Source organism: Pseudoalteromonas sp. PAST1 (genome assembly GCF_021532515.1).
Classification (GTDB): Bacteria; Pseudomonadota; Gammaproteobacteria; order Enterobacterales; family Alteromonadaceae; genus Pseudoalteromonas; species Pseudoalteromonas simplex.
This window is the reverse complement of the sequence record NZ_JAKGBH010000008.1, coordinates 60,029-83,860: the sequence shown is the minus strand read 5'-3', so window position 1 is coordinate 83,860 and position 23,832 is coordinate 60,029. Positions and strand designations below refer to the sequence as shown.

Annotated in this window: 19 protein-coding genes and 1 pseudogene; 5 read left to right on the top strand and 15 right to left on the bottom strand. The window is 39.6% G+C overall.

What is annotated here, in order from left to right; genetic code table 11:
* Window positions 1-79: 79 nt before the first annotated feature.
* From L1272_RS05780 to thrS, 8 genes and pseudogenes are all read right to left on the bottom strand, one after another.
* The gene (locus tag L1272_RS05780; RefSeq protein ID WP_054554885.1) at window positions 80-1,636 is read right to left on the bottom strand and encodes a SulP family inorganic anion transporter; all 1,557 of its coding nucleotides are present in this window, start codon (window positions 1,634-1,636) and stop codon (window positions 80-82) included.
* Window positions 1,637-1,779: 143 nt separating this feature from the next.
* Window positions 1,780-2,238 (bottom strand): Lrp/AsnC family transcriptional regulator, encoded by a 459-nt coding sequence (locus L1272_RS05775; protein ID WP_036968198.1) that lies wholly within the window; start codon window positions 2,236-2,238, stop codon window positions 1,780-1,782.
* A gap of 145 nt (window positions 2,239-2,383) precedes the next feature.
* Window positions 2,384-3,025 carry an MBL fold metallo-hydrolase gene (locus tag L1272_RS05770; protein WP_235372960.1) on the bottom strand — a complete coding sequence of 214 codons (642 nt, stop codon included), beginning with the start codon at window positions 3,023-3,025 and terminating at the stop codon, window positions 2,384-2,386.
* Between the two features lies 1 nt (window position 3,026).
* Window positions 3,027-4,822, bottom strand: a pseudogene (locus tag L1272_RS05765) (M14 family metallopeptidase).
* 199 nt (window positions 4,823-5,021) lie between these two features.
* Entirely contained in the window at window positions 5,022-5,381 is a 360-nt protein-coding gene (rplT, locus tag L1272_RS05760) for a 50S ribosomal protein L20 (RefSeq protein WP_036968189.1), read from the bottom strand.
* Window positions 5,382-5,396: 15 nt separating this feature from the next.
* Window positions 5,397-5,597, bottom strand: a complete 201-nt coding sequence (gene rpmI / locus L1272_RS05755) for a 50S ribosomal protein L35 (RefSeq protein WP_054554888.1) — start codon at window positions 5,595-5,597, stop codon at window positions 5,397-5,399.
* Window positions 5,598-5,805: 208 nt separating this feature from the next.
* On the bottom strand, window positions 5,806-6,369 hold the full coding sequence (infC, locus tag L1272_RS05750; RefSeq protein WP_082389338.1) for a translation initiation factor IF-3: 564 nt from the start codon (window positions 6,367-6,369) through the stop codon (window positions 5,806-5,808).
* A 57-nt stretch (window positions 6,370-6,426) separates the two neighbouring features.
* Window positions 6,427-8,337 carry a threonine--tRNA ligase gene (gene thrS, locus L1272_RS05745; RefSeq protein WP_063529252.1) on the bottom strand — a complete coding sequence of 637 codons (1,911 nt, stop codon included), beginning with the start codon at window positions 8,335-8,337 and terminating at the stop codon, window positions 6,427-6,429.
* Window positions 8,338-8,586: 249 nt separating this feature from the next.
* On the opposite strand from thrS, the gene L1272_RS05740 reads away from it, so the two are divergent.
* The 4 genes from L1272_RS05740 (at window position 8,587) to L1272_RS05725 (ending at window position 13,249) form a co-directional block, all read left to right on the top strand.
* The gene (locus L1272_RS05740; protein WP_235372959.1) at window positions 8,587-9,600 is read left to right on the top strand and encodes an endonuclease/exonuclease/phosphatase family protein; all 1,014 of its coding nucleotides are present in this window, start codon (window positions 8,587-8,589) and stop codon (window positions 9,598-9,600) included.
* A 64-nt stretch (window positions 9,601-9,664) separates the two neighbouring features.
* Window positions 9,665-10,117, top strand: coding sequence for a DUF3010 family protein (locus tag L1272_RS05735; protein ID WP_054561405.1), 453 nt, complete (start codon window positions 9,665-9,667; stop codon window positions 10,115-10,117).
* A gap of 235 nt (window positions 10,118-10,352) precedes the next feature.
* A complete protein-coding gene (locus L1272_RS05730) occupies window positions 10,353-12,068 on the top strand; it encodes an AMP-binding protein (protein ID WP_235372958.1) in 1,716 nt (571 codons plus the stop codon).
* A 206-nt stretch (window positions 12,069-12,274) separates the two neighbouring features.
* A complete protein-coding gene (locus L1272_RS05725) occupies window positions 12,275-13,249 on the top strand; it encodes a transposase (protein WP_235372957.1) in 975 nt (324 codons plus the stop codon).
* A 293-nt stretch (window positions 13,250-13,542) separates the two neighbouring features.
* Here L1272_RS05725 and gdhA read toward each other — a convergent pair whose 3' ends face one another.
* From gdhA to L1272_RS05710, 3 genes are all read right to left on the bottom strand, one after another.
* Window positions 13,543-14,895 (bottom strand): NADP-specific glutamate dehydrogenase, encoded by a 1,353-nt coding sequence (gene gdhA, locus L1272_RS05720; RefSeq protein ID WP_235372954.1) that lies wholly within the window; start codon window positions 14,893-14,895, stop codon window positions 13,543-13,545.
* Between the two features lie 75 nt (window positions 14,896-14,970).
* Window positions 14,971-15,456: a hypothetical protein gene (locus L1272_RS05715; RefSeq protein WP_054554751.1), complete on the bottom strand. Its 486-nt coding sequence runs from the start codon at window positions 15,454-15,456 to the stop codon at window positions 14,971-14,973.
* A gap of 2 nt (window positions 15,457-15,458) precedes the next feature.
* Window positions 15,459-17,648: an LruC domain-containing protein gene (locus tag L1272_RS05710; protein WP_235372952.1), complete on the bottom strand. Its 2,190-nt coding sequence runs from the start codon at window positions 17,646-17,648 to the stop codon at window positions 15,459-15,461.
* A gap of 225 nt (window positions 17,649-17,873) precedes the next feature.
* On the opposite strand from L1272_RS05710, the gene L1272_RS05705 reads away from it, so the two are divergent.
* Window positions 17,874-20,027 (top strand): ATP-binding protein, encoded by a 2,154-nt coding sequence (locus L1272_RS05705; protein ID WP_235372950.1) that lies wholly within the window; start codon window positions 17,874-17,876, stop codon window positions 20,025-20,027.
* Here L1272_RS05705 and L1272_RS05700 read toward each other — a convergent pair.
* The 4 genes from L1272_RS05700 to L1272_RS05685 form a co-directional block, all read right to left on the bottom strand.
* Window positions 20,020-21,414 (bottom strand): M28 family metallopeptidase, encoded by a 1,395-nt coding sequence (locus L1272_RS05700; RefSeq protein ID WP_235372949.1) that lies wholly within the window; start codon window positions 21,412-21,414, stop codon window positions 20,020-20,022. The two genes, L1272_RS05705 and L1272_RS05700, sit on opposite strands and share 8 nt — an antisense overlap.
* 116 nt (window positions 21,415-21,530) lie before the next feature.
* Window positions 21,531-22,439 carry a sensor domain-containing diguanylate cyclase gene (locus L1272_RS05695; protein ID WP_235372948.1) on the bottom strand — a complete coding sequence of 303 codons (909 nt, stop codon included), beginning with the start codon at window positions 22,437-22,439 and terminating at the stop codon, window positions 21,531-21,533.
* A gap of 61 nt (window positions 22,440-22,500) precedes the next feature.
* On the bottom strand, window positions 22,501-22,896 hold the full coding sequence (locus L1272_RS05690; RefSeq protein ID WP_054554745.1) for a VanZ family protein: 396 nt from the start codon (window positions 22,894-22,896) through the stop codon (window positions 22,501-22,503).
* 3 nt (window positions 22,897-22,899) lie between these two features.
* Entirely contained in the window at window positions 22,900-23,730 is an 831-nt protein-coding gene (locus tag L1272_RS05685) for an alpha/beta hydrolase (RefSeq protein WP_235372947.1), read from the bottom strand.
* Window positions 23,731-23,832 lie beyond the last annotated feature (102 nt).

Here is a 23,832-nt window from a genome sequence, read left to right as displayed (position 1 = left end):
TTTTTATAGCCTTACCGCATTCTTCAGACATTAAAAAAGCGAAGGCCACAACAGCCTTCGCTTTTTATCTGCTTTATTTTTAAGCTAGTTTATCTGAAGCCACTTTATAATTTGGATCTTCAATCACATTCACTTCAACTAAATCACGCGCATTGTGTAATAGTTGAATACAATCAGGGCTTAAATGACGCAAATGCAGTTTCTTACCGACTTTTGCGTATTTTTCTGCAAGACTGTCAATCGCTTCAATCGCACTGTGATCAGCAACACGGCTATGTTTGAATTCAATGATCACGTCTTCTGGGTCATTTTTAACATCAAATAACTCGGCAAAGTTCTTAACCGAACCAAAGAATAAAGGACCATGAAGCTCGTACACTTTAGAGCCTTGCTCATCGATGTAATTGCTTGTGTAAATGTGTTTCGCATGCTGCCAAGCAAAAACTAAAGCAGAAACAATCACACCCACACATACCGCGATCGCAAGATCTGTTACTACGGTTACGCCAGAAACAAGCACGATAACAAAAGCATCAGACTTAGGTACACGTTTCATCATTTTGAAGCTTGCCCACTCGAAGGTACCAAGAACAACCATGAACATAACACCAACTAAGGCAGCTAGTGGGATCATTTCAATGAGGCTGGCTGCAAAAATGATGAATGCTAGCAGTATTATTGCGGCACTAATACCAGATAAACGTGAACGACCGCCCGAGTTAATATTGATCATAGATTGACCAATCATCGCACAACCACCCATTGCACCGAAGAAACCACAGGTAATGTTTGCAGCGCCTTGACCAATACACTCTTTGTTACTGTGACCACGGGTTTCAGTAATTTCGTCAATTAAGGTCAGTGTTAATAACGATTCAATTAAACCAATCGCCGCTAAAACTAAAGCGTAAGGGAAGATAATTTTTAATGTTTCAAGATTAAATGGCACCATAGGAATATGAAACTCCGGCAAGCCACCGGCGATCGTTGCCTGCTCATTACCTGTCATTCCTTTTAAGAAATCTAGTACAGTGCGCGCTTCTAAATCAAAGCCAATCACAATCGCTGTTACCGTTACAATGGCAGCTAACGATGAAGGTACAGCTGTAGTTAACTTAGGTAAGAAATGAATAATAGCCATAGTTAACGCTACTAAGCCAAGCATAATATAAAGTGCTTGCCCTTCCATCCACTGTTGGCCACCCATACCGTCTGGTACTTTAAATTGACCCAGTTGCGCCAAGAAAATAACAATCGCAAGACCATTTACAAAGCCAAGCATTACAGGGTGCGGAACCATGCGAATAAACTTGCCAAGCTTGAAGATACCTGCGAGTACTTGCAGTATCCCCATCAATAAGACGGTTGCAAATAGATACTCTACACCATGATCTAAAACTAAACTTACCATTACAACGGCTAGTGCGCCGGTAGCACCAGAAATCATACCTGGACGACCACCAAAAATAGCCGTAATTAAGCCAACAATAAATGCGGCATATAAACCAACCAAAGGCTCAACATTAGCAACAAAAGCAAACGCAACCGCTTCTGGTACCAATGCCAACGCAACGGTCAGGCCTGATAGAATATCGTTTTTAGCAGAGCTTGGCGCTTTGCTGAGTAAGTTAAACATTAAGATCCTCTTTATAGTGAATGCATTTCGGCAAGGCGCAGAATTCTAGCAAAATCCGCAAAAGTTAACAATTATTAACAACAAAACGGCTAGTACCTAAAAGCACTAACCGTTTTCGAAAAATAAAACGTAGTAGAAAAAGATTAAAGAGGTAAAGACGTACTACGCTTAACACATGTCATGGTCACGTTTGAGTGAACTTCTTGAACAAACTCAAGGTTTAGTAGATTATCACGAACAAACTGCTCATAACCTTCAATACCTTTTGAAATAATACGAAGCATGAAGTCCATGGTACCCGCCATACTGTAACACTCGGTTACTTCATCATAGCTCATAATTAAACGTTCAAACTCAGCTAGGTTCGTTCTACCGTGGTTAGATAGACGAACATGGGCATAAACCAACATATCAAAGCCAAGCTTTTTCTCGTCAAGCAAAGCAACTTTACCTTTGATATAGCCATCTTGCTCAAGCTTAGCAATACGACGCCAACATGGAGATTGAGATAAACCAACTTTATCGGCAATTTCTGCCGTAGATAAGCTAGCATCCTGCTGTAATAATGCCAAAATTTGGCGATCTACTTGGTTCAGAGACATTTTATTTCTTTTTCTGTAAAAATACTGGTTAAATTATATAACTGATTTAAAAATCAGTCTGCCTATTTTCTACTATTTATGCAAAAAAATTGCAATTTTATACCGTTCCACTTACAAACTACTTAACTGATGTTACGCGTTGGCATTAACCAAAACGTCCGCTAATAAATGGATTTGTTTTTCGCTCATGCCCTACGGTGGTATTCGGACCGTGGCCAGGCAAAATAGCAACTTCATCAGAGAATGATAAAATCTCAGACTTAATTGATTCGAGTAATTGCGCACTATCCCCTTTTGGAAAGTCAGTACGACCAACAGAGCCTTGAAAAATCACGTCACCCACTATCACCTGTTCTGAAGCTTGGTGGTAAAAAACAACATGACCAGGCGTATGCCCTGGGCAATGGCGTACAGATAATTCAAGTTCACCCACTGTGATTGTATCGCCATGATTTAACCACTTCGTTGGATAAAATGGTGTAATTGGTGCAAAACCAAACATTTGCGCTTGCATTGGCAAGGCATCAAACCAAAATTTATCATCTAAATGTGGGCCAATGATATCAACGCTAAAATGCTCTGCGAGTTGCTTTGCAGCGCCCACGTGGTCTAAGTGGCCATGTGTTAAATAAATTGCCTCTAATTGGCAATTTAAAGCAGCAAGTTCTGCTTGAAGTTTGTCTGCATCGCCACCTGGGTCAACCAAGGCCGCTTTATTCGTTTGCTCACAAATAATAATTCGGCAATTTTGCGCAAAGCCAGTAACAGGAACAGCAATCACTTTCATGTTATTGTCCTTTTTGTAACTGCTCAAACGCCATTAAAATTGGGTATTTTAAATAGCCTTGATCATAAAACGGTGTACGCTCATAAAGCCAATGCAAGCGAGCATCAGCATCTTTTGCAAAGTTTTTATCTTCACGAATTTTTTTATCGAACTCTAAAGCCAATGCAGGTTTTTCTTTTAGCATTTGACGTGCGTACGGCATTAAAGCGTAATTCTCAACGTATTCAGTGCGCTGAAAAATAGTATTAAACTCGCCCCAAGCAAAGAATGAATCTGGCGCTTCTGGGTGTAGTAAGTGTGTAGCCAGTTCTGAGTATGGCTGCTCAGTTGAGACTTTGTACCAGCCGGTCATATCGACATTTTTTACGTTGTTGTAATCAAATGTCGCCTCTACACGAAAACGTCCTTCAAAAGGTGCTTTTGCAAATGAATAATCAGCAACGCTTGCTTGCGTTAATGGCTCAGAAACAGAACCATTCACTGTCGTTACCTCTACGCCGTGTAATTTAAGCTTACTTACCAATTGGCTGTACGCCGGCGGAATATAAAACGCAGCAGGTACGTTAACGGTCTTTTTAACTTCTTTTTGCCAAAAAACCGGTAATGCGTCATAGTTTTTAGCTTGACCTAAATATTTAACTTCAGGTTGCCCAGACAATGCGCTTTCAGTTCTTGAATAGGCGATCCCTTTAAATTCGATGGTATCTGGCTCTTTTGCATAACCGCGTTCCACTACTAATTGCGTAGGTTTGAAATCGAGCTCTTTTTGAACCGCTTCATTAAGGGCTTTATCGTTTGCAGCTAAAGCGTCAATGGCACCATCAATAAATACATAAGTACCTAATACGCGCTGCTTATAAGGTTTTAAAGAGTGGTTCTCAACTAAGATGGTCGGTAATGAACGTAAATCACCCCAGCCATTTGAAAAACGTGGTGTTGCCACCCAACCCGCTAACCCTTTTTTAAATTCCCGCTTGTCCATTACAAACACAAGTGGACCAGGAATATGCCCTGCTTTTTCGAGTTTGGCATCAATAACAGGTTTAAATAGATTATCCAGCGCTTGTGACACACTCGGTGATTCACTCGAAAAAACCGGATTATAGCCGTAGGTCACGTCATACTGATAATCAGCGCCATCGGTTACATGGACATCCACGTATAAATCTGGCTTAAATTGATTAATAACCTGCATCACACCTCGTACTTCGGGTGTATCAAGCTTAGTGTAATCACGATTTAAATTTAAATTTAGACCATTCGTTCTAAAGCCCATTTCTACTGGGCCACGCTGATTAATACGGTTTATTGGCTACTGCGCTCGTGACCATCAACGTTTAAAATAGGAATAAACAGAATATTTACTTTGCTCAAAATATCGCGGCGTTTACCTGTTGCAATATCGCGTAGCAACATAAACATGGCGTCTTTTCCATCAATTTCACCGCTGTGAATGCCAGCCTGAATAAAGATAGTTGGCTTTGTATCAGCAACAAGTTGTTTGGCATCAAACAAACCTTGCTCATTCGCCACTAACATCTTAACCGCACGACCCGCACTGCTCGTTGCAATTGTCGTTACTTTGAATTGTGTTGGGTTTGCTGCAACTAGGCGATCTACGAACGCCATCGTGTCGGCATAATTTGGCGATAAAGTGCCTTCGCTTAATTCAAAATCTGTGGTTAAAGGTCCTTTTTCTTGCATTAAAGACACACTATCGCCTTGCCATGGCAATAATGGGGGTAAGTGGCTGTCTAAAGTTACTGCAGCAGATAAAAACACTAAACTCGCAAACATATCACTCTCAAGTGCGGTACTTATTCTATATTGGGGAAATTATAACAACTAATCTGAATGGATTGCGTAAACTGCGGTGATTCAACAAAAAAATGGAGCAAACGACATACGCTATGCAAAATCGTTGTTAGTTATGAATATTAATTAAGATCAAAAAAAGGAGCACTAGGCTCCTTTTTAAACTTTATGAAAAGCGAAATTAAGCCGCTAGGCCTTCTTTTGCTTTTGCAACAAGCGCTGCGAATGCAACTTGGTCATAAACAGCGATATCTGCAAGGATCTTACGATCGATTTCTACAGAAGTCTTTTTAAGACCATTGATAAAACGGCTGTATGAAAGACCGTTTTGACGAGCTGCTGCATTGATACGTGCAATCCAAAGTTGACGGAAAGTACGTTTCTTAGCACGACGGTCACGGTAAGCGTATTGACCCGCTTTAGTAACTGCCTGGAAAGCTACGCGGTAAACACGTGAACGTGCTCCGTAGTAACCTTTAGCTTGCTTTAAAACTTTTTTGTGACGTGCACGTGCGATAACACCGCGTTTAACTCTTGCCATTTCTGAAGACTCCTATTAAGCGAATGGTAACATACGTGAAACTAGACCATGGTCATTCTTATGAACCATCATCTTAGGACGTAAGTGTAATTTACGCTTAGAAGTTTTCTTAGTCAGAATGTGACGAAGATGCGCTTGTTTACGCTTGAAACCGCCAGAAGCAGTTTTCTTGAAACGCTTAGCCGCGCCTCTGTGAGTTTTTAGCTTGTAAGCCATTGCAATAACTCCAAATGTATTGCTTAAAAATTAGCAAGCAGGCGAGAGATATAAAAATAGCTCTACTTTTAAGGCCTAACTTACTGCCATAATCCGGTGAAGGCTCACTACAAAAGCAGTGCAACCTTACTTATAACCGGTTATTTCAGGTGAACAGTAAACTGTTACTTGCAGACCTGAAATAAAATCGGTGCGTAATATACCCTGTTTATTGCTTTTTAGCAATAGGTGCCATCATCATAACCATCTGGCGACCTTCAACACGATTTGGGAATGATTCAACTTGTGAAACATCTTCTAAATCGGCTTTAACACGGTTTAATAATTCGATACCAATTTCTTGGTGAGCCATTTCACGACCACGGAAACGGATAGTGATTTTAGCTTTATCACCCGCTTCTAAGAACTTGCGTAAGTTGCGTAGCTTAACCTGGTAGTCACCTTCATCCGTACCTGGACGGAATTTGATTTCTTTAACCTGGATTTGCTTTTGCTTTTTCTTTTGTTCTTTTAGTTCTTTGCTTTTTTCAAAGATGAACTTACCGTAGTCCATAACCTTACAAACAGGTGGCTCAGCATTAGGACTGATTTCTACAAGATCTACACCCGCATCATCAGCGATAGCTTGCGCCTCTTTTAATGACACGATGCCAGCTTGCTCGCCGTCGATGCCAATTAAACGAACTTCTTTAGCTGTAATATCTTCGTTGATACGATTTTTTTGAGCTGTTTGTTGCCCTTTCTTGCCGCCTCTAATGGTACGATCCTCCAAGAATATAAAATAAAAAGCGTGTAGTTGGCTGTTTGTTTTGCCCTACACGCTCATGATTTATTGTCGATTTTTAATTTCTTCGCTTACTTTTGCAATGAAATCATCAACACTAAATTTGCCTAGGTCTTCACCTGTGCGAGTGCGTACTGCCACTTCTTGTTGTTCAACTTCTTTATCGCCAACAACAAGTAAATATGGAATACGTTTTAACGTATGTTCACGGATTTTAAAGCCAATCTTCTCATTTCTCAAGTCAGCAGCGGCTCTAATTCCAAGTTTATTTAATTTTTGTACAATTTCTTGCACATAATCTGCTTGTTTGTCCGTGATGTTCATGATCACAACTTGCTTAGGAGCAAGCCACGTTGGGAACAAACCAGCGTATTCTTCAGTTAAAATACCGATGAAACGCTCAATTGAACCTAAAATCGCGCGGTGGATCATAACAGGTGTACGACGTTCGTTATTTTCAGCAACATAAGTTGCACCTAAACGACCTGGTAATGCGAAGTCTAGCTGTACAGTACCACATTGCCATGCACGGTCTAAACAGTCATAAAGTGTAAACTCAATCTTAGGACCGTAGAATGCACCTTCACCTGGTAGGTAATCAAACTCAATGTCGTTTGCTTTTAATGCATCAGCTAGCGCAAGCTCAGCTTTATCCCACATTTCGTCTTCACCGATACGCTTTTCTGGACGAGTAGATAGTTTTACAACGATCTTCTCAAAACCAAACGTTTCGTATGTGTCGTAAACCATTTTGATACATGCAGAAACTTCATCCATGATTTGCTCTTCAGTACAGAAGATATGCGCATCATCTTGAGTAAAGCCACGTACACGCATTAAGCCGTGTAATGCACCTGATGGTTCGTTACGGTGACAACAACCAAACTCAGCCATACGTAATGGAAGATCACGGTATGATTTTAAACCTTGGTTAAAGATTTGTACGTGACCCGGACAGTTCATTGGTTTGATTGCGTATTCACGCTTTTCAGATTCAGTTGTGAACATCGCATCTGCGTATTTGTCCCAGTGACCTGATTTTTCCCATAAACCACGGTCCATCATTAATGGGCCTTTAACTTCTTCGTAATCGTACTCACGTAATTTTTCACGAACGAAGTCTTCTAGTTCACGGTAAATGCTCCAGCCATCATTGTGCCAAAACACCATGCCTGGTGCTTCTTCTTGCCAGTGCCATAAATCAAGCGCTTTACCAATACGACGGTGATCACGTTTTTCAGCTTCTTCTAAGCGTTTTAAATACGCTTTAAGTTGCTTTTTATCTGCCCATGCAGTGCCGTAAATACGTTGCAGCATCTTGTTTTCAGAATCACCGCGCCAATAAGCCCCTGCCACTTTCATAATTTTGAAATGTTGGCAGAATTTCATGTTTGGTACGTGTGGGCCACGACACATGTCGATGTATTCTTCGTGATGGTATAAGCCTGGACGATCATCTTTCGCGATGTTCTCGTCTAGGATTTCCATTTTATATGTTTCACCACGCGCTTCAAAAGTATCGCGTGCTTCTTGCCAGCTTACGGTCTTTTTAACAACGTCGTAGTTTGTTTTAGCAAGCTCAAGCATACGCTTTTCGATAGCATCTAAATCATCTTGGCTTAAAGAGTGTTCCATGTCGATATCGTAATAAAAACCGTTATCGATGGTCGGACCGATTGCCATTTTTGCTTCAGGGAAAAGCTGCTTAACTGCATGACCAATAAGGTGCGCACATGAGTGACGGATAATCTCTAAACCATCATCATCTTTTGCTGTGATAATTTCTAAACGCGCATCTTCAGTGATTAAGTCACATGCATCAACACGAGTACCATTAACACGGCCTGCAATCGTTGCCTTGGCAAGACCTGGACCGATATCGCTCGCTACGTCATATGTACTTACTGGGTTTTCAAAACTACGCTGACTGCCGTCAGGGAGGGTAATAACTGGCATTATAAATCCTTAATACAGTGGTGATGCCTACAATGCATCACATGTAATATTTTTAAAAAAATTTTATGTAGCTCTGCAACGCTTTTACGAATAAGCATTGCTATTTAAGCTTGTATTTACTGAGTCTTCGCAAATACAAACAGCTATTGTCGCTGCTCACGTGCTCAAATACAAGTAGTTAGAAGAGTAAATTGACAATTAGTTAACTCATTTCATACTTAATGAGTCAGTACTTTTAGGGTGATGAAAATGCCAAACACGCGTTCTTTCAAGTTTGCTACATTTAACTTATTAAATTATACCGCGCCACCCTACTCGTTTTACCAATTACATGAACGCTATAACAATACACAATGGCTGCAAAAACAATTGTTTGTTGCTAATTTCTTAAGAGAGTCAACCCCTGATGTGGTGGCATTTCAAGAAGTGTTTAGTCAACACGCATTAGAAGTGCAGTGTAAAGAAGCGGGTTATGATTATTTTAAAACGGTCGATAGCCCGTCCCATGATGCGCTCTATCCGCAAGTGTTATTCAACCCTGTAGTTGCCATTGCGAGTAAATACCCGTTTAAATCGGCCGATGCACTAGCGCCATGCCCTGAATTACTTGAGTACTTAAACAATCAAAATGAGTTCAAATTTAATCGCACACCGATTAAATGCATCATTGATTTACCTGATTTTGGTGAAGTCTGTTTTTATGTTGTTCATTTTAAGTCACAGCGTGTGCAATCAATGGCGCACATTCTTAATATTCATAACCTTGAAGATCCGCTCCTGCAGTTACTACATCAAACGGTAGGTACCATGCAGTCGCAAATCTCCCGCTCATTAGAAGCGTCTATTGTCTATTATGATGCACTGAAAACGCAGCGAGAAATGCAATGTGCAACGCTTGTTATGGGAGACTTTAATGATGTACTTACCAGCCCAACTTTATCATTTATGACTCAAGGCTTTCACCCCACTCGCTGTGAACCTTGTATAGAACAGAACGAACTCCTTGTTGGTCTGACCGACAGCTATGAGTTTAGCCGCTCATATTATGATAATAAAAACAAACCCTTTAGCCATTATTACCAAGGAAAAGGGAATGTATTAGATTATATTCTTGCTTCAGCGCATTTTAATCCCGATTGCCAAGCTTCGAAAGTTAAAGTGCTCGACTACGAAAGTTATGATAAGCATATTTCGCCAAGTAAATTAACCGAAGATATTAGTGAAAGTGACCACGGTGTTATCGCAATTAAAATTCATTTTTAAAGCACCTGTTTTTCATAACGTTAATTGCTATAATTGCGCAAATTAAGTTATTTAGAGAAAGACCATGAGAACATGTGGTGTAGAAATTACAGGTAGTGACGTACTACTGTGCATTTTAACCAAAGACAATGACGTATTTGATATCCGTGATGTCAGACAAACACGTTTTACCTTAGGCAATGGTAATGACACAGAAGTAATGCGTAAATTCCAATTTGATTTCAAAAAATTAATGGAAGATTACCAAATTGACTCTGTAGCAATCAAAGAGCGCCAAGCAAAAGGTAAATTCGCTGGTAGTGCGAAAGGTTTCAAAATGGAAACGGCTATTCAGTTAATTGAACGCTTAGATGTGCAAGTTTTATCGGCAACTGAAATCAAAGAGCAGCTTAAGCGCAACCCAGTGCCTATTGATTTTGAAGACACAGGCCTGAAAAAATTCCAAGAAAACGCATTCATTAGTGCTTACGTGTACATCATGCGTAAAACTTATAAGCAAGATGAGCCAAAAGCTTAATTGCTGCTTATTCTTAATAAAACGTGCTACGGCACGTTTTTTTATACCTCAAAAACCATCCTTTATTCTGCTTTATTAAAATTACACTCTGTACATTAGTCTTATAAAGCTTTTCTTTGTCGACAATCTATGTTTAGTTAATCAGGTACGCATGTTTTGAAATCATCCTAATTGATTGTTTCAATTCTTTTGCATCAAGTCCATGACAACAAATTAACCGGACACGGAGAATACAATGCAGACAAAGAACACACACTGTAATGCGCTTCCACTTACTCAAAGCTATTATCAAGGCCGTACAGATATTCCTTTAATTGAAAAAACTATTGGACAGTACCTTGATAATATTGTCGACAATTACCCTGATCACCCCGCGATTGTGGTTCATCATCAACAGATCCGTTTAACCTATAGGCAATACCAGCAACAGATTAACCAGTTAGCAATGGGATTATTATCACTTGGCGTAAAACCTGGCGACCGGGTTGGTATTTGGTCTCCTAACAATATTGAATGGTGCTTAACCCAATTTGCTACAGCCAAGATTGGTGCAATTATGGTGTGCATTAACCCTGCATATCGACCAAGCGAATTAAAATACGCACTCAATAGTGTTGAGTGTTCAACACTTATCACAGCAAGTGAATTTAAAGCCAGTAATTATATAAGCATGCTGAATGAGCTCGCACCGGAGCTTGCAGATTCACAAGCAGGTAAATTAAATTTAAACGCCCTGCCACACCTAAAAAACATTATTCGTATTGGTGATGAACCTGCTGCTGGCATGTTTAGCTTTAGCGATATCATGCAGCGCGCTACAGATGCCCATAAGCTGGAGCTTGATGCCATTGCGGCCACTTTACATTGTGACCAAGATATCAATATTCAATTTACTTCTGGTACTACGGGTAACCCAAAAGGAGCGACCTTATCCCATAAAAACATCCTCAATAACGGGTTTTTGATGGCCCAAGCGATGAAGCTGACACATGAAGATAAACTCTGTATTCCGGTACCTTTATACCACTGTTTTGGGATGGTGCTTGGCAATTTAGTATGTATAAGTAAAGGCGCTACCGCTGTTTTTCCGGGTGATTCTTTCGACCCTAAAACAACCCTTGAAGTTGTTGAAAAAGAACGCTGTACAGGCTTACATGGTGTTCCAACAATGTTTATCGCCGAGTTAGAGCTTAAAGATTTTGCAAACTATGACTTATCTAGCCTCCGAACAGGCGTAATGGCCGGCTCAACCTGCCCTGAGCAAGTTATGCGTAAAGTTCACTCATTAATGCATATGAAAGAAGTTGTAATTGGTTATGGCCAAACTGAATGTAGCCCGATAAATAACGTAACCGAAACCGACTCGCCTCTCGAAAAACAAGTTACCACAGTAGGCCGTGCATTAGCCCATACTGAAGTGAAAATTATCGACGAGCTGGGTGATGTTCAACAAGTTGGCTTACCTGGAGAAGTATGTAGCCGTGGTGCTGGAATTATGCGCTGCTATTGGAATGATGAAGAAAAAACGAAAGCAACAATTGATCAAGACGGCTGGTTACATTCTGGTGACTTAGGTGTGATGGACGAAGATGGCTTTGTTGCTATCGTTGGCCGGATAAAAGACATGATCATTCGCGGTGGAGAAAACATTTATCCAAGAGAAATAGAAGAAGTTCTCTACACCTATCCAGGTATTCAAGATGCAGCCATATTTGGTATTAGCGATGAAAAATACGGCGAAGAAGTGTGCGCCTGGATCCAACCAAAAGATGATGCGGTACTTGATGAAAATGCCATTCGTGATTTTTTAAAAGATAAACTTGCCTATTTCAAAGTACCAAAGCACATCCGCTTTGTTGAAGAATACCCAATGACAGTAACAGGCAAGCTTCAAAAATTTAAAATGCGCGAACAAATGCAGGAACTCCTAAGCGAAAAGGCATTTTCGTAATCATTCACTTGCAAAGTACACCCTAATTTAAAGCAAGCTCAGCACCGCTGAGCTTTTTTAATTTATTAAGACACCCATTTTAAATTTGAAGAGTTAACCGAGCTTCATATATAAAGACTAAATTTATGTAGACATCCAACTTAATATTTCTCAATTTTTGGAATTACAGCTAAGCTTATAGTGTTCAACTCATGGAGGAGAAGAGCATGGCAACCCCACGTAGAAACTTAATTAGCGTTTCAAACACGCCTTATTATCACTGCATTTCACGCTGCGTTCGTCGCGCTTTTTTGTGCGGGCAAGACCCACTAACTGGTCGTTCATATGAACACAGGCGCGATTGGGTTGAAAAGAAACTACTTCAACTTGGTCGTATATTTTGTATTGATGTTTGTGCTTACGCAGTTATGAGTAACCATACTCATCTAGTACTTCATATTGATATAGCAAAAGCAAATCGTTTGAATAATAAAGCGATTCTGATTAGATGGCACAAGCTATTTAAAAGTACATTCCTTTGCCAACAATTCTTAAATGGCGAATTGCTAACAAAAGCAGAGCTTTCTGCGATTAATGCCAGAGTAAATTTATATCGAGAGAGGCTCAGTAGCATCAGTTGGTTTATGCGCGTTCTTAATGAGAGTATTGCACAACAAGCAAATCAAGAAGATGACTGTAAAGGTCGTTTTTGGGAAGGTCGCTTTAAGTCACAAGCATTACTTGATGAAGCAGCTCTTGCAGCTTGTCTTGCGTATGTTGACCTAAACCCTGTAAGAGCGAAAGCGGCTGATTTACCTGAGCAATCTGACTACACCAGTATTAAATCTAGAATTAATGCAGCTCAAAATAATAAGCAACCGAAATCACTTATGCGCTTTGCAGGTAAACCACGTAAACATATGCCTAAGGGACTACCATTTGAGCTCAAGACATATCTGCAACTTGTAGATTGGACAGGCCGTTCAATACGAGAAGATAAGCCAGGGAACATCCCAGAAAATGCATTACCAATACTTGAAAGACTAAATATTTGTACTGACAACTGGCTTACACTCACCACTTCCTTTACCCGCTCATTTAAAAATACTGCAGGTAAAGAACAAGCAATCACAGCTTACACAAATCACATGAAACGAAAACGGAGAAGCTCTATAGCTAAGAGCCAAGCTTTATTTTGTTAATCTATTAAAACTACAAAACAATACTAATAAATAGCTATTGATATAAATAGAAATATCGACGTTCTGAAATTACTTATGATATAAATTAAATAGCTAATTTTTCAGATAGAGCAATAATTAAGTACCAACTCCCTACTTTCATCTAGCAGAGATAAATCTCAATTATGCGATGCTGCACTCATATCAATAAATAAAATGGGTGTCTTTATTGTTTATGTAAAAAATGGATGTCTCTTTAATTACATTTTAAATTCTTAGAACAAAAGTGGGTGTCTAATTATATTGTCAAATCACTAAACAACACCTTGCTTTAACATTGCATCTGCAACTCGTTCAAATCCTGCTATATTCGCACCAAGCACCAAGTCGTGTTCATTAGAGTACTGCTTGGCAGTAACTGAAATAGTATTAAAAATGGATTTCATAACTTGCTGAAGTTTTTCATCAACTTGCTCAGATTGCCACTTTTGCATACTGGCATTTTGAGCCATTTCGAATTGGCTCGTCGCCACACCTCCAGCATTTGCGGCTTTGCTTGGCCCTAAGTAAACGTTGTGCTCTTTGAAAATCTTCATTGCTTCAGGTGTAGTGGGCATGTTGGCACCTTCGCACACAGTTAAACATCTGTTTTCTACAAGAGCTTTAGCATCATCTTTAGTAATTTCATTTTGAGTCGCACATGGTAAAGCAATATCTGCTTCATATCGCCAAACTTGATGACCGTCACTTGGGTATTGATTGACAGGTGTGAACTCAGCATCTTTATGTTCATTCAAATAATCTCTAAGCTCAGCACCACGTTCACTTTTTAGATGCATCACTAATTTTACGTCAAGCCCATTCTTACTATATAGCGTGCCCTTCGAATCGCTACAGCTAAGAATCACAGCATCGTACTCATCAAGCTTTTTCATCAGATAAAGTGCAACATTACCAGCACCAGACACTAAGCACCGTTTTCCTGTTAAAGAGTCGCCTTTCGCATCTAACATAGCACTTAGAAAGTAAGCAACGCCGTATCCTGTTGCTTCTGTTCTTAAAGAAGAACCATTTAGTGATTCAGGTTTTCCTGTTAAAACGCCACTAAATTGGTTTGTGATCCGCTTGTACTGCCCAAACAAATAACCTATTTCCCGAGCGCCAACGCCTATATCACCGGCGGGAACATCTGTATTAGCACCAATATGACGGAAAAGCTCAGTCATGTATGACTGACAAAAACGCATAATTTCATGGTCGCTTTTATCTTTGGGGTTGAAATCAGCACCACCTTTACCGCCACCTAACGGTAAACCTGTCAATGCATTTTTTAAGACTTGTTCAAAGCCCAAAAATTTAACCACACTTTGGTTAACGCTGGGGTGAAATCGTAGGCCGCCCTTAAAAGGACCTAACGATGAACTAAATTCAATTCTAAAACCACGATTAACCTGAACATTTCCAAGATCATCAAGCCAAGGAACCCTAAATATGACTTGCCTTTCTGGCTCTACTAATCGTTCAACAATAGAGTTTTTTTGATACTTATCATTAATCTCGAGATATTGATTAATCGAAGACAGAACCTCTTCAACAGCTTGATAAAACTCCGTTTCATTTGGATTAGAACTCTTTACTGATTTTAACACTTGCTCTATGTATTCCATCACTCATTCCTCTTCAAGCTGTTGAAAATAAGATTCTTACAAATTAAACTCATTTACGTAAAGAATCGATCACTCTTACCTAATCGTAAACACCATTGGCTGCTCACTATCATTTTTCCAATAATAACGTAAAGGCTCACTCTGAGTGTCATAAAACCACACCTCGGCCACCAGCTCTAATCCACTGTTAGCTAACATTAAACTAGATGACAGCTTGCTCTGTACCAATGGTGCACGAAGCAAACACTGGTTATAATCGGCTTTATCGTCGTCGCCTTTAAGACATATGTTTAAAAAGGCTCTGGTGTCACCAATATTCAAATCTACATCTACATCGAGCTCTAATTTACTACTTAAATTAAACTCAGGAGCAATCGTTAAATCATTCATCGTCTCAGGATCCACGCCAGTAGCAGGAGGCGTTGTCTCAGGTGGTGTTGTATCTGTTGTAGGTGCTTGCGTTACATTTGTTCCAGCACTTTCAGTTGCAGAGTCGCCTTCACCACCGCCACCACACGCAGCTAACATTAAGCTTATGATCACTAAAGTATAATGTTTCATAATTATTCTCCTCTTGAAATCACGTTAGCAGGCTTAGCATTGTTGAACCACATTGGCTTTTCTTGCCCTTTTGATTCTGCAAATGCTTTAAAGTCGCTGTATGCATGGGTAATATCTAGCCCTTCTTTAGGGTGAGCCCACGAAGTACCTACTTCAATTGCCCAAGGTAGACCTGTTTCGGTTTGGAAGTAAAAACCCTGCGAACTGTCAGATGCATCATCAGACTCTGCGAAAGAAAATAGTTGCATATCAAATTTTTCTGTCGGCTGCTGATTCTTAAGGTGAACCTCCCAGCTTCTAGGGTCTTTACCAACCAAGGCTTCACCATGATAGTGTCCATCAGCTGCAAATATGAAAGGATCTAATGTGTACTTAGGTGCATCAGCGGTCGCTGTACCTGGTAATAAATCAATAAACAATGAAAACGTGACTTTATTGTTGCTATCACAACCCGTCTCGGTTCTAAAATAATTACAATTAGACTGTTTATCAATGTAATCCCAAGTATCAGGCATAATCACGAAAATAGCATCTTCAGTATTTTGCTCTAAGATCTCGTGCGTTTGTTCAAGACCATTAATCAGTAAACTAGTTTTTTCAGCATTAATTTGGCTACGTAAAATGCGTTTATCATTTGAACCTTCCACAGTCTCATATAACCTAACTGCAAAGCCATTATGAAAATCAGCACCTATCCCAACTAGCTCACCTTCTATTTTGTAACCTGTAGCCACACCATTTTGATCTATAATTGTAGTTCGATAGTTTATAACTAAATCATTGAAGTCATAATCTCCAGAAAATGGCCATTTATCCTCAAATGCAAGTGTTACCCAGCTATTTTCTCCGGGGTAAACTAAGCTTCCCAATGTTGTTACAGAGTAATCTTCTACCTCCCCACCAATAACACCACCAGTTGCTGTAATTGGATTGGTTTCACTACCATCAGTTACACGAAAGCGAGACCAGGTTGTTCCCATAACGGCATCATCTGGAACATTAACCAAAATGCTATTATCGCCTTGGTTTAACCGATATTTAGACACCGTAATTTCATCCGCATCAAATTGGTAATTCTGATCCCAATCAAACCATGCGTATAGATATGTCTCGTCATTTGCAGAGGTAACAATAATTTGACTGGTATTGCCTGCTACCAAATCAGTGACGAACTTAACGCCGTCATCTGATTGATCATCAGGTGTTAAAAGTAAGTCTGAACGTGTATTAATATTCTCGCCATCTACTGTAGCACCTAAGTAAACCAAATTAGTTTGATCTGCATTTGGGTCAAATAAATGTCTTGCGCCACTGTCTTCGAGTGAGGTTTGATAAGGAGCAGGTGCATCACCAAAATCGATTGAATTATCCGTTACCTTTACCTCAGCAATTGCGCAGCGTGCACCATCATTTTGATTTGATGTAGGCCCTAAAGTAAACACCGCAGCAGTTGGCGTGTAACCGTTTACAGGGCTGATGCTAAGGTCTACTTTGTGTATTTTACCGCTTCGGTTATTACTAAAATAAAACTGTCCTTTTACATCAAAATACCCAGCACCATTCGCTCCGGTATCACCAGCTATATCTAAGTTCGCCACAAATGTGGGTGTCTGATTATTAAGATCTATTTCGTATAAGTCGCCATTTGATTCAACTGCATACAAAAGGTTGCTATTAGGATGAAAAGCAAAATCATAAATAGCTAACCCCCAGCTAGCTGAACCCGCAACTAAATCAGCTTGATATTCATCAGCAGGCTCTGTCAAATCAATACCGTACAATCCGAATTTGGGATGATACAAATAATATACCGCCTGATTAGTTTCACTATTTACATGGATGTCACCCACATAGAAGTTAGTATCAGGCAGACCGTTAACCACGAGTCGTTCTAGTTGATAATCATCACCAATTTTGACAACACTCTTCGGGCTTTGCTTACTAAAGCCATACATATATTGGTCTTTATAGTTAAAACCCACAGCATTTACGCTTTCATTGTTTGTTTCGTCACTAAAGTTTAATGACGGTGCTAATACTGTCGCTTTAGCAGAGACCAAATCAATTCCAAACATTTGTGCAGGTGTACCTTGTATTAGAAATGCTTTACTTGGGCATTCTTCAAACGGAGCTGCGCTTACATAACTAGTGGCAAGCACAGATAAAAGACAGACGGGTATTTTGCTTTTCATAATTACACTCTCCTGTGGTTATGTAATTATTTAAAGCAGCAATTGTTCCAAAATATAACTCATTAAAAAATAAGGTTTTAAATGTTTTTTGCAGATCCTTTTTGCAAGATGCAACCATCTATATCGCAAAATGCAATTCTTTTTAATCACAAAAAACAAATTTACTCAACACAAAAGCATGATGTGCTAGAATTGCTTCAGAAAAAATAATAATAAATGTTAAAAATGAACTTTAAAGCTCTTGTTATTCTACTGTGTACCTTGTCATTTGCATCAATTGCGTCAACTCTACAAGGCCACATTGATGAAGCTAGAACAATAAGCGATTACCAAGAACGCTATAAATATTTAACAAATATAGATAAACGCCTTATTGAATCTGCCAGTTTTGCTGAGCAATTAAGCTTTAATGTTAGATTAATTCACGTTCATATACACCTAGGTCAGTTTCAACAGGCGCAAAATATAGTAGAAGAACTTGAGTCTTCTCCAAAATATAAAAGTGACTCCTCTATTTATAGCGAATTGTATTTAGTCAAAGCTCGATTGGCATATAGTGCAAATAAACTAGAATCTGCAATTCACTTATCTCAACAAAATGTCGCGCTGTTTCAGCGTTTGCAACTCACCGATTACGAAATTGATGCCGTTGCGAGCCTTGTCAGTGCTTATCATAATGCAGGTGAATATCAAGCAGCCTTAAACTTGCTTGAGGTTTATATTCACGACAACAATCGAGAATTATCCTTAAAGCAAAAAGAAATGCTCTACCATGGTTATTCGCGTAATCTTGAACAGTTAGACCGGTTAACCCTTGCCCTAGAATATAAGCTAAAACGCCGTGAAGTTATTCAGCAAATGTCGCCGTCTATTTCATTACAAGCAGGTATAAGTTATTCAATTGCCCAAAGTTATTTAGATTTAGAACAATACGAAAAAGCAAAGAGCGAGTTTATTACAGCCCTTAGTTTTGATAGGCAAACGGGTTCACTATCTGATATCGGACATAGTTTAGTTAAGCTATCCCAATGCGAATATGGACTTAAAAACTACCCTGCAGCACTTGCATACGCACAAGAGGCTAAGCAGGTCTTCGCTAGTTATAACAGTACGCGAAATACTGCCTGGGCAAACCATAATATTGCGATAAATTTGCTCGAAATAGATAAACCTGACCAAGCATTAAGCATTGAAAAACAAGTGCTCATTGAACTCAAGCAAGACGATCACTTATATATAGATGTATTACTTACATTAGCTAAGCTGTACATTGGCTCTACTGAGCACGAACAAGCTAAACATTATGCTGAGCAAGCCTACCAGTTAAGTAAACAAAAAAATAAGCTGCAAAAACAAATCATTGCCCTAGAACATTTGATCACTGTGACAGAAAAACAAGCTGATTATAAACAAGCCCTGTCGTATCAACGTGCTATTACAGAGCTTGAAAAAGGCTTTGCCCGTAACAACTACAACCAGCGTTTAGCTGAGCTACAAAACTCCATTGCAATGCGCGACCGCGATTTAGCAATACAAGATTTAAAACTTCAAGACAATGAAAAAAGCCAAGCTATTGCCGCACAACGTCAAGCTATTTTATACAGCGTCTTATTATTTAGCCTGCTTTTAGCTGCAATGGGCATTGCTTTATTAAGAATAAGACAGAGAAAACAGCTTATTGAACAGCGCCGAAATTATCTGGATAAACAAATCAGTCAACGTAGTAAGTTATTATCACAAGTAGCTCACGAACTAAGTGGTCCATTAACAGGGTTGCGCTTACACCTTGAAACGCTCCAAGCAGGCCTAACCCAATTTAATGAGCTTACTTACGAAAAACTTAACCAAAAAATCACCGACATGGCAACTTTAGTGACTGATTTAAATAAAATTTCACTTTTAGAACAAAGCAGTTTTCAGCTCAACGTAACAACAGTTAATGCGGCTGAGTATTTCCAAAGCTTACACGCAGATATGCTGATCCAGCTTGAAAAATTTGAAGTGACATTTACACAAAATGTTGCTGATGAACTAAGTTTTGAGTGCGATGCAACACGGCTTTCACAGTTATTTGCAAACTTAATCAGTAATTCGCTTAAGTACACAAATCACCCTGGTAAGATTAATTTGACGATTAGCCAAAACCAAACACAGCTTTTAATCTGCTATGAAGATTCAGCTCCTGGCGTCAGCGACGAGAGTTTAGCAAAGATTTTTGACCATCTTTATAGAGTGCCTGACTTAAAAACAGTGAAACAGTCAGGTTCAGGAATTGGGCTTGCGATAGTAAAACAAATTGTCGAAGCCCATAACTGGCGTATTACAGCAGCTCATAGCGAACTGGGTGGTGTCCGCTATGACTTAACGATTGCTATTTAGCAGATTTGTCTGGCCATTCGAACGCGCCAACATCGCCAGGAAATACAACCGGTGATTCAATACCGTCTTTGTTTACAGCCGCAACACCAAAATAGTAGTTATCGATAACAACATTTTTAAGGGTTGCTTCGGTTACCTTCCCAACATCGCGGCTAAACTGCCATTGTGGCTCACTGGTATAACGCCAATAGATTTTATAACTGACCACCGTTGGATCATCACTTTTATGCCACGCTAATGTTGTACTCGGCTTTACGGCACCTGAAATACTAACACCCGTTGGCGGCGCTGGAGCCCACGCCATTGAAGCCATTGTCACTGCATTGAGTGACGTTAATTTCGCCGCATAGGCAAAATCAACATGGTCGATGGTGTCACCATAAGTAATACCATTTTCAGTACGTAAGTCTTGATGCTGTTGATTATAGTTTTCGTTTGTCTCCATAATACGCACAGCTGCAAAGCCAACATCGTTAAATGGACGATGGTGCCCTCCTCGACCAAACCGATCGAGTCGATATACCAACATGGTATCTAGATTCTCGATGTAACGATCTGCGATTGTATCTATGTAGCGCGCAAGGTTACGACTTGCTGAGTCAACCTCACCACCCGTAAAACGGCGTTTATGAGCCTGGTCTTTCGTTTCAATAACGCGTGTGCCTTCAGAGAAAATACGTGCAGTTGTGTTATCTGTTACACCATTAATGCCCGTTGAATTACCAATCATGTCATTGTTTAAAACACCATGAACACGCCAATCATGCTCTTGTGCATATTTAGCTAAGATTTTACCGCCAAACAAGCCTTGCTCTTCACCAGATAATGCTGCGTAAACAATTGAGCCGTTAAATTTATACTTTGATAAAACTCGCGCCGATTCAAGCACGCCAGCCACTCCAGATGCATTATCGTTAGCCCCTGGCGCATCTGAGGTATAGTCCATAACATCAGACACTCTCGAGTCAATATCACCCGACATCATAACCATACGGTTTGCATCAACTTGACCACGCTGTATAGCCACAATATTGACCACGTCAACCGGGTTTGGAATACGCTTTTCACCGGAGATAGTGTCTTTTACCTCGATGATTTCTAGGCAGTTACCGCAAGCTTTAGAAATCGCCTCAAATTCAGACTTGATCCAACGTCTTGCAGCACCAATACCGCGCGTATCTGATTTCGTCTCAGAGAGAGTATGGCGAGTGCCAAAATCAACCAGCGTTTGAATATCTTGCTCTATACGTGTTTTAGAAACAGCACTTGCAATATCATGCAAAGCTTGTTGATCTTTATATTGAGGTGTTGTGGCATGAGCTGCCGAGACCAATAACAGCGATGAGCTAAACAAAGCACCCGTTGTTGTTATTTTACGCTTTAACATAGTTTCACTCCTTCAATGAATCATTAAAGGCTAACTAATATTTCATTTCGCGCAATAGTAATGCGTTAGAAAACAAATTAATAGGTTAAAACATTTTTCCAATAAAGCTATTAATACTATTTAATATTTTTAGTGCCTGATAACTTTATTCCCTCGTTATAAAACACCAAGCGATTACCCCCTTCATACTTAGCTTTGTACATAGCTTTATCTGCACACTGTATTAAGAATTCTGCATCACCATAATGCTCTGGAAAGAGAACTGCACCAATACTTGGGGAATAACACAGTTCATCATCATTAAAAACTAAAGGCTTACATATTTCACGACTTAGTTTATCAGCAATTTTTTTTACATCAGCTTTGCGTTTTACACTTTTTACAACAATTACAAACTCATCCCCTCCCAAACGGCCAACTATGTCGTCTTTATCCAATACATGGCGAATTCGCATGGCAATAGTTTTTAATAGCTTGTCGCCAGCACTGTGGCCGTGAATATCATTGACTTGCTTGAAGCCATCAATATCGATAAACAATACCGCAATAATTGCAGAAATAGTATTAGCAGTGGATAGTGACTCTTCTAGTTGGGTAATTAAAAAGCTACGATTAGGGAGATTAGTGAGTGGATCGTGCCCAGCCATGAATATGAGTTTTTGCTCAAGATTTTTCTGTTCTGTTATATCATGAGCAATCGCTACTCTAACTTGCTTTTCTTTTGACCAATAGACAGACCACAAGACATGGACCACAGTACCGTCTTTTTTCACCCACCGGTTTACAAACCTTGGATGTAGATTATCTGTCATTATCTGATTGATAGCATTAATGGTTTTTGCTCTATCTTCGGGATAAACAAAGTCCAACATTTTTCTATTGATGGCTTCTTCTGGTGCGTATCCGAAAATTGTTTCAAAGGCTGGATTAGTAAACAGCAAGGTGCCTTTTACATCTACTACGCAAACAGCATCAAGTAATAGCTCAATAATATCCGACAAATAATCCGATGTATCTATGTTCATACGCAACTTTTAGGCTAGCACTATACTGAGTATAGACGAAACCTAACAAGTCACTGAAAGTTTAGACCTTGGGTGGATATAACTTTTTGCTAAGCCATGCAGATATGGCACTAAATATTGCGATACCAGTAAAATCTGCAATTAAATCAACAAAGTCTAATGTTCTCGATTCAATAAAAAATTGGCTTAGCTCTTCTAAAATCACAAACGTACTCACAATCAACACAGCTAAATAAATAGGCCGTCCAGCAAGGTTCAATGTTTTAAACTTAAAGGCAAGGTTTATGAATAACGTAAGTAGTCCAAATAAGCAAAAATGCCCCAACTTATCACCGTAAGGAATGGCCGCAACGAGTTCGAAAAACACCGACTTTTGCCCAGTATTGGCAAGATAAATAACCCAACCAATAAAAGCGAAAAAGCCGATAGCAATTAACACCAGAATACGTTGAAGCATCTTTTATGGCGCCATATGTGAGGTTAAAAATAAAAATTGGTAGGCAATCACTTTATTCCAATAGTGCCAGTCATGAATACCCGGACGCTCAACATAGTCATGGCGGATGCGCATTTTTAACATCGCCTGGTGTAGCGCTCGGTTTTGCTCAATAAAAAAGTCATCAACGCCTATATCAAGCATAATAGGTAAGGTATCAGCGCCCTTTTTCCATGCCGTATTGCCAGCAGCAATTTTATGGAGGTTGTTAATAATGGCAATGCTATCCCATTTTTCTTTGTTTTCAGCATAACTGCCGAGTACTTTTTCAAGGTCAAACTCTGCACTAAAGGGCCTAACATCAACCCCAGCAGATATCCCTGAAACTGCTGCAAACTGTTCTGGGTGATTTATTGCAATGTGCAAGGCACCAAAGCCACCCATTGATAAGCCTGTTATTGCACGGCCACTTTTAGACCGATTAGTCGAATATTCAGAATCGATATAATTTAGTAAATCGTCTGCAATGTAGGTTTCGTATTGCGAGCTTTTGTCGATATCAGAATCGAGATACCACGAACCGAAGTTGCCATCTGGGTTAACAATGATGACATCATATTGGTCTGCCAGTTTTTCTATGTTTGTAAGCTTAGTCCAATCGCTGTGATTGCCACTGTAGCCATGTAATACATAGATAACATTGTATTTTTTTGAGTCCTGATAGCCATCAGGTAATGTCACCGTTACGGGTTTTTCGATGCTGGTTTTTTTGCCCTTAAATATGTGGGTGTCGGTTTGGTAGGCAAAAAGCGGTAAGCTAAAAACGAGGGACAGCGTACAAAGCAACTTTTTCATCATTAATTCCTTTTTCTTATTATATTTTCATTTCTTACACTAGATGTAAATAACTGAATAGTAATTAGATTTTAATCTTAGTTTTTAAATTAAATGAACTGC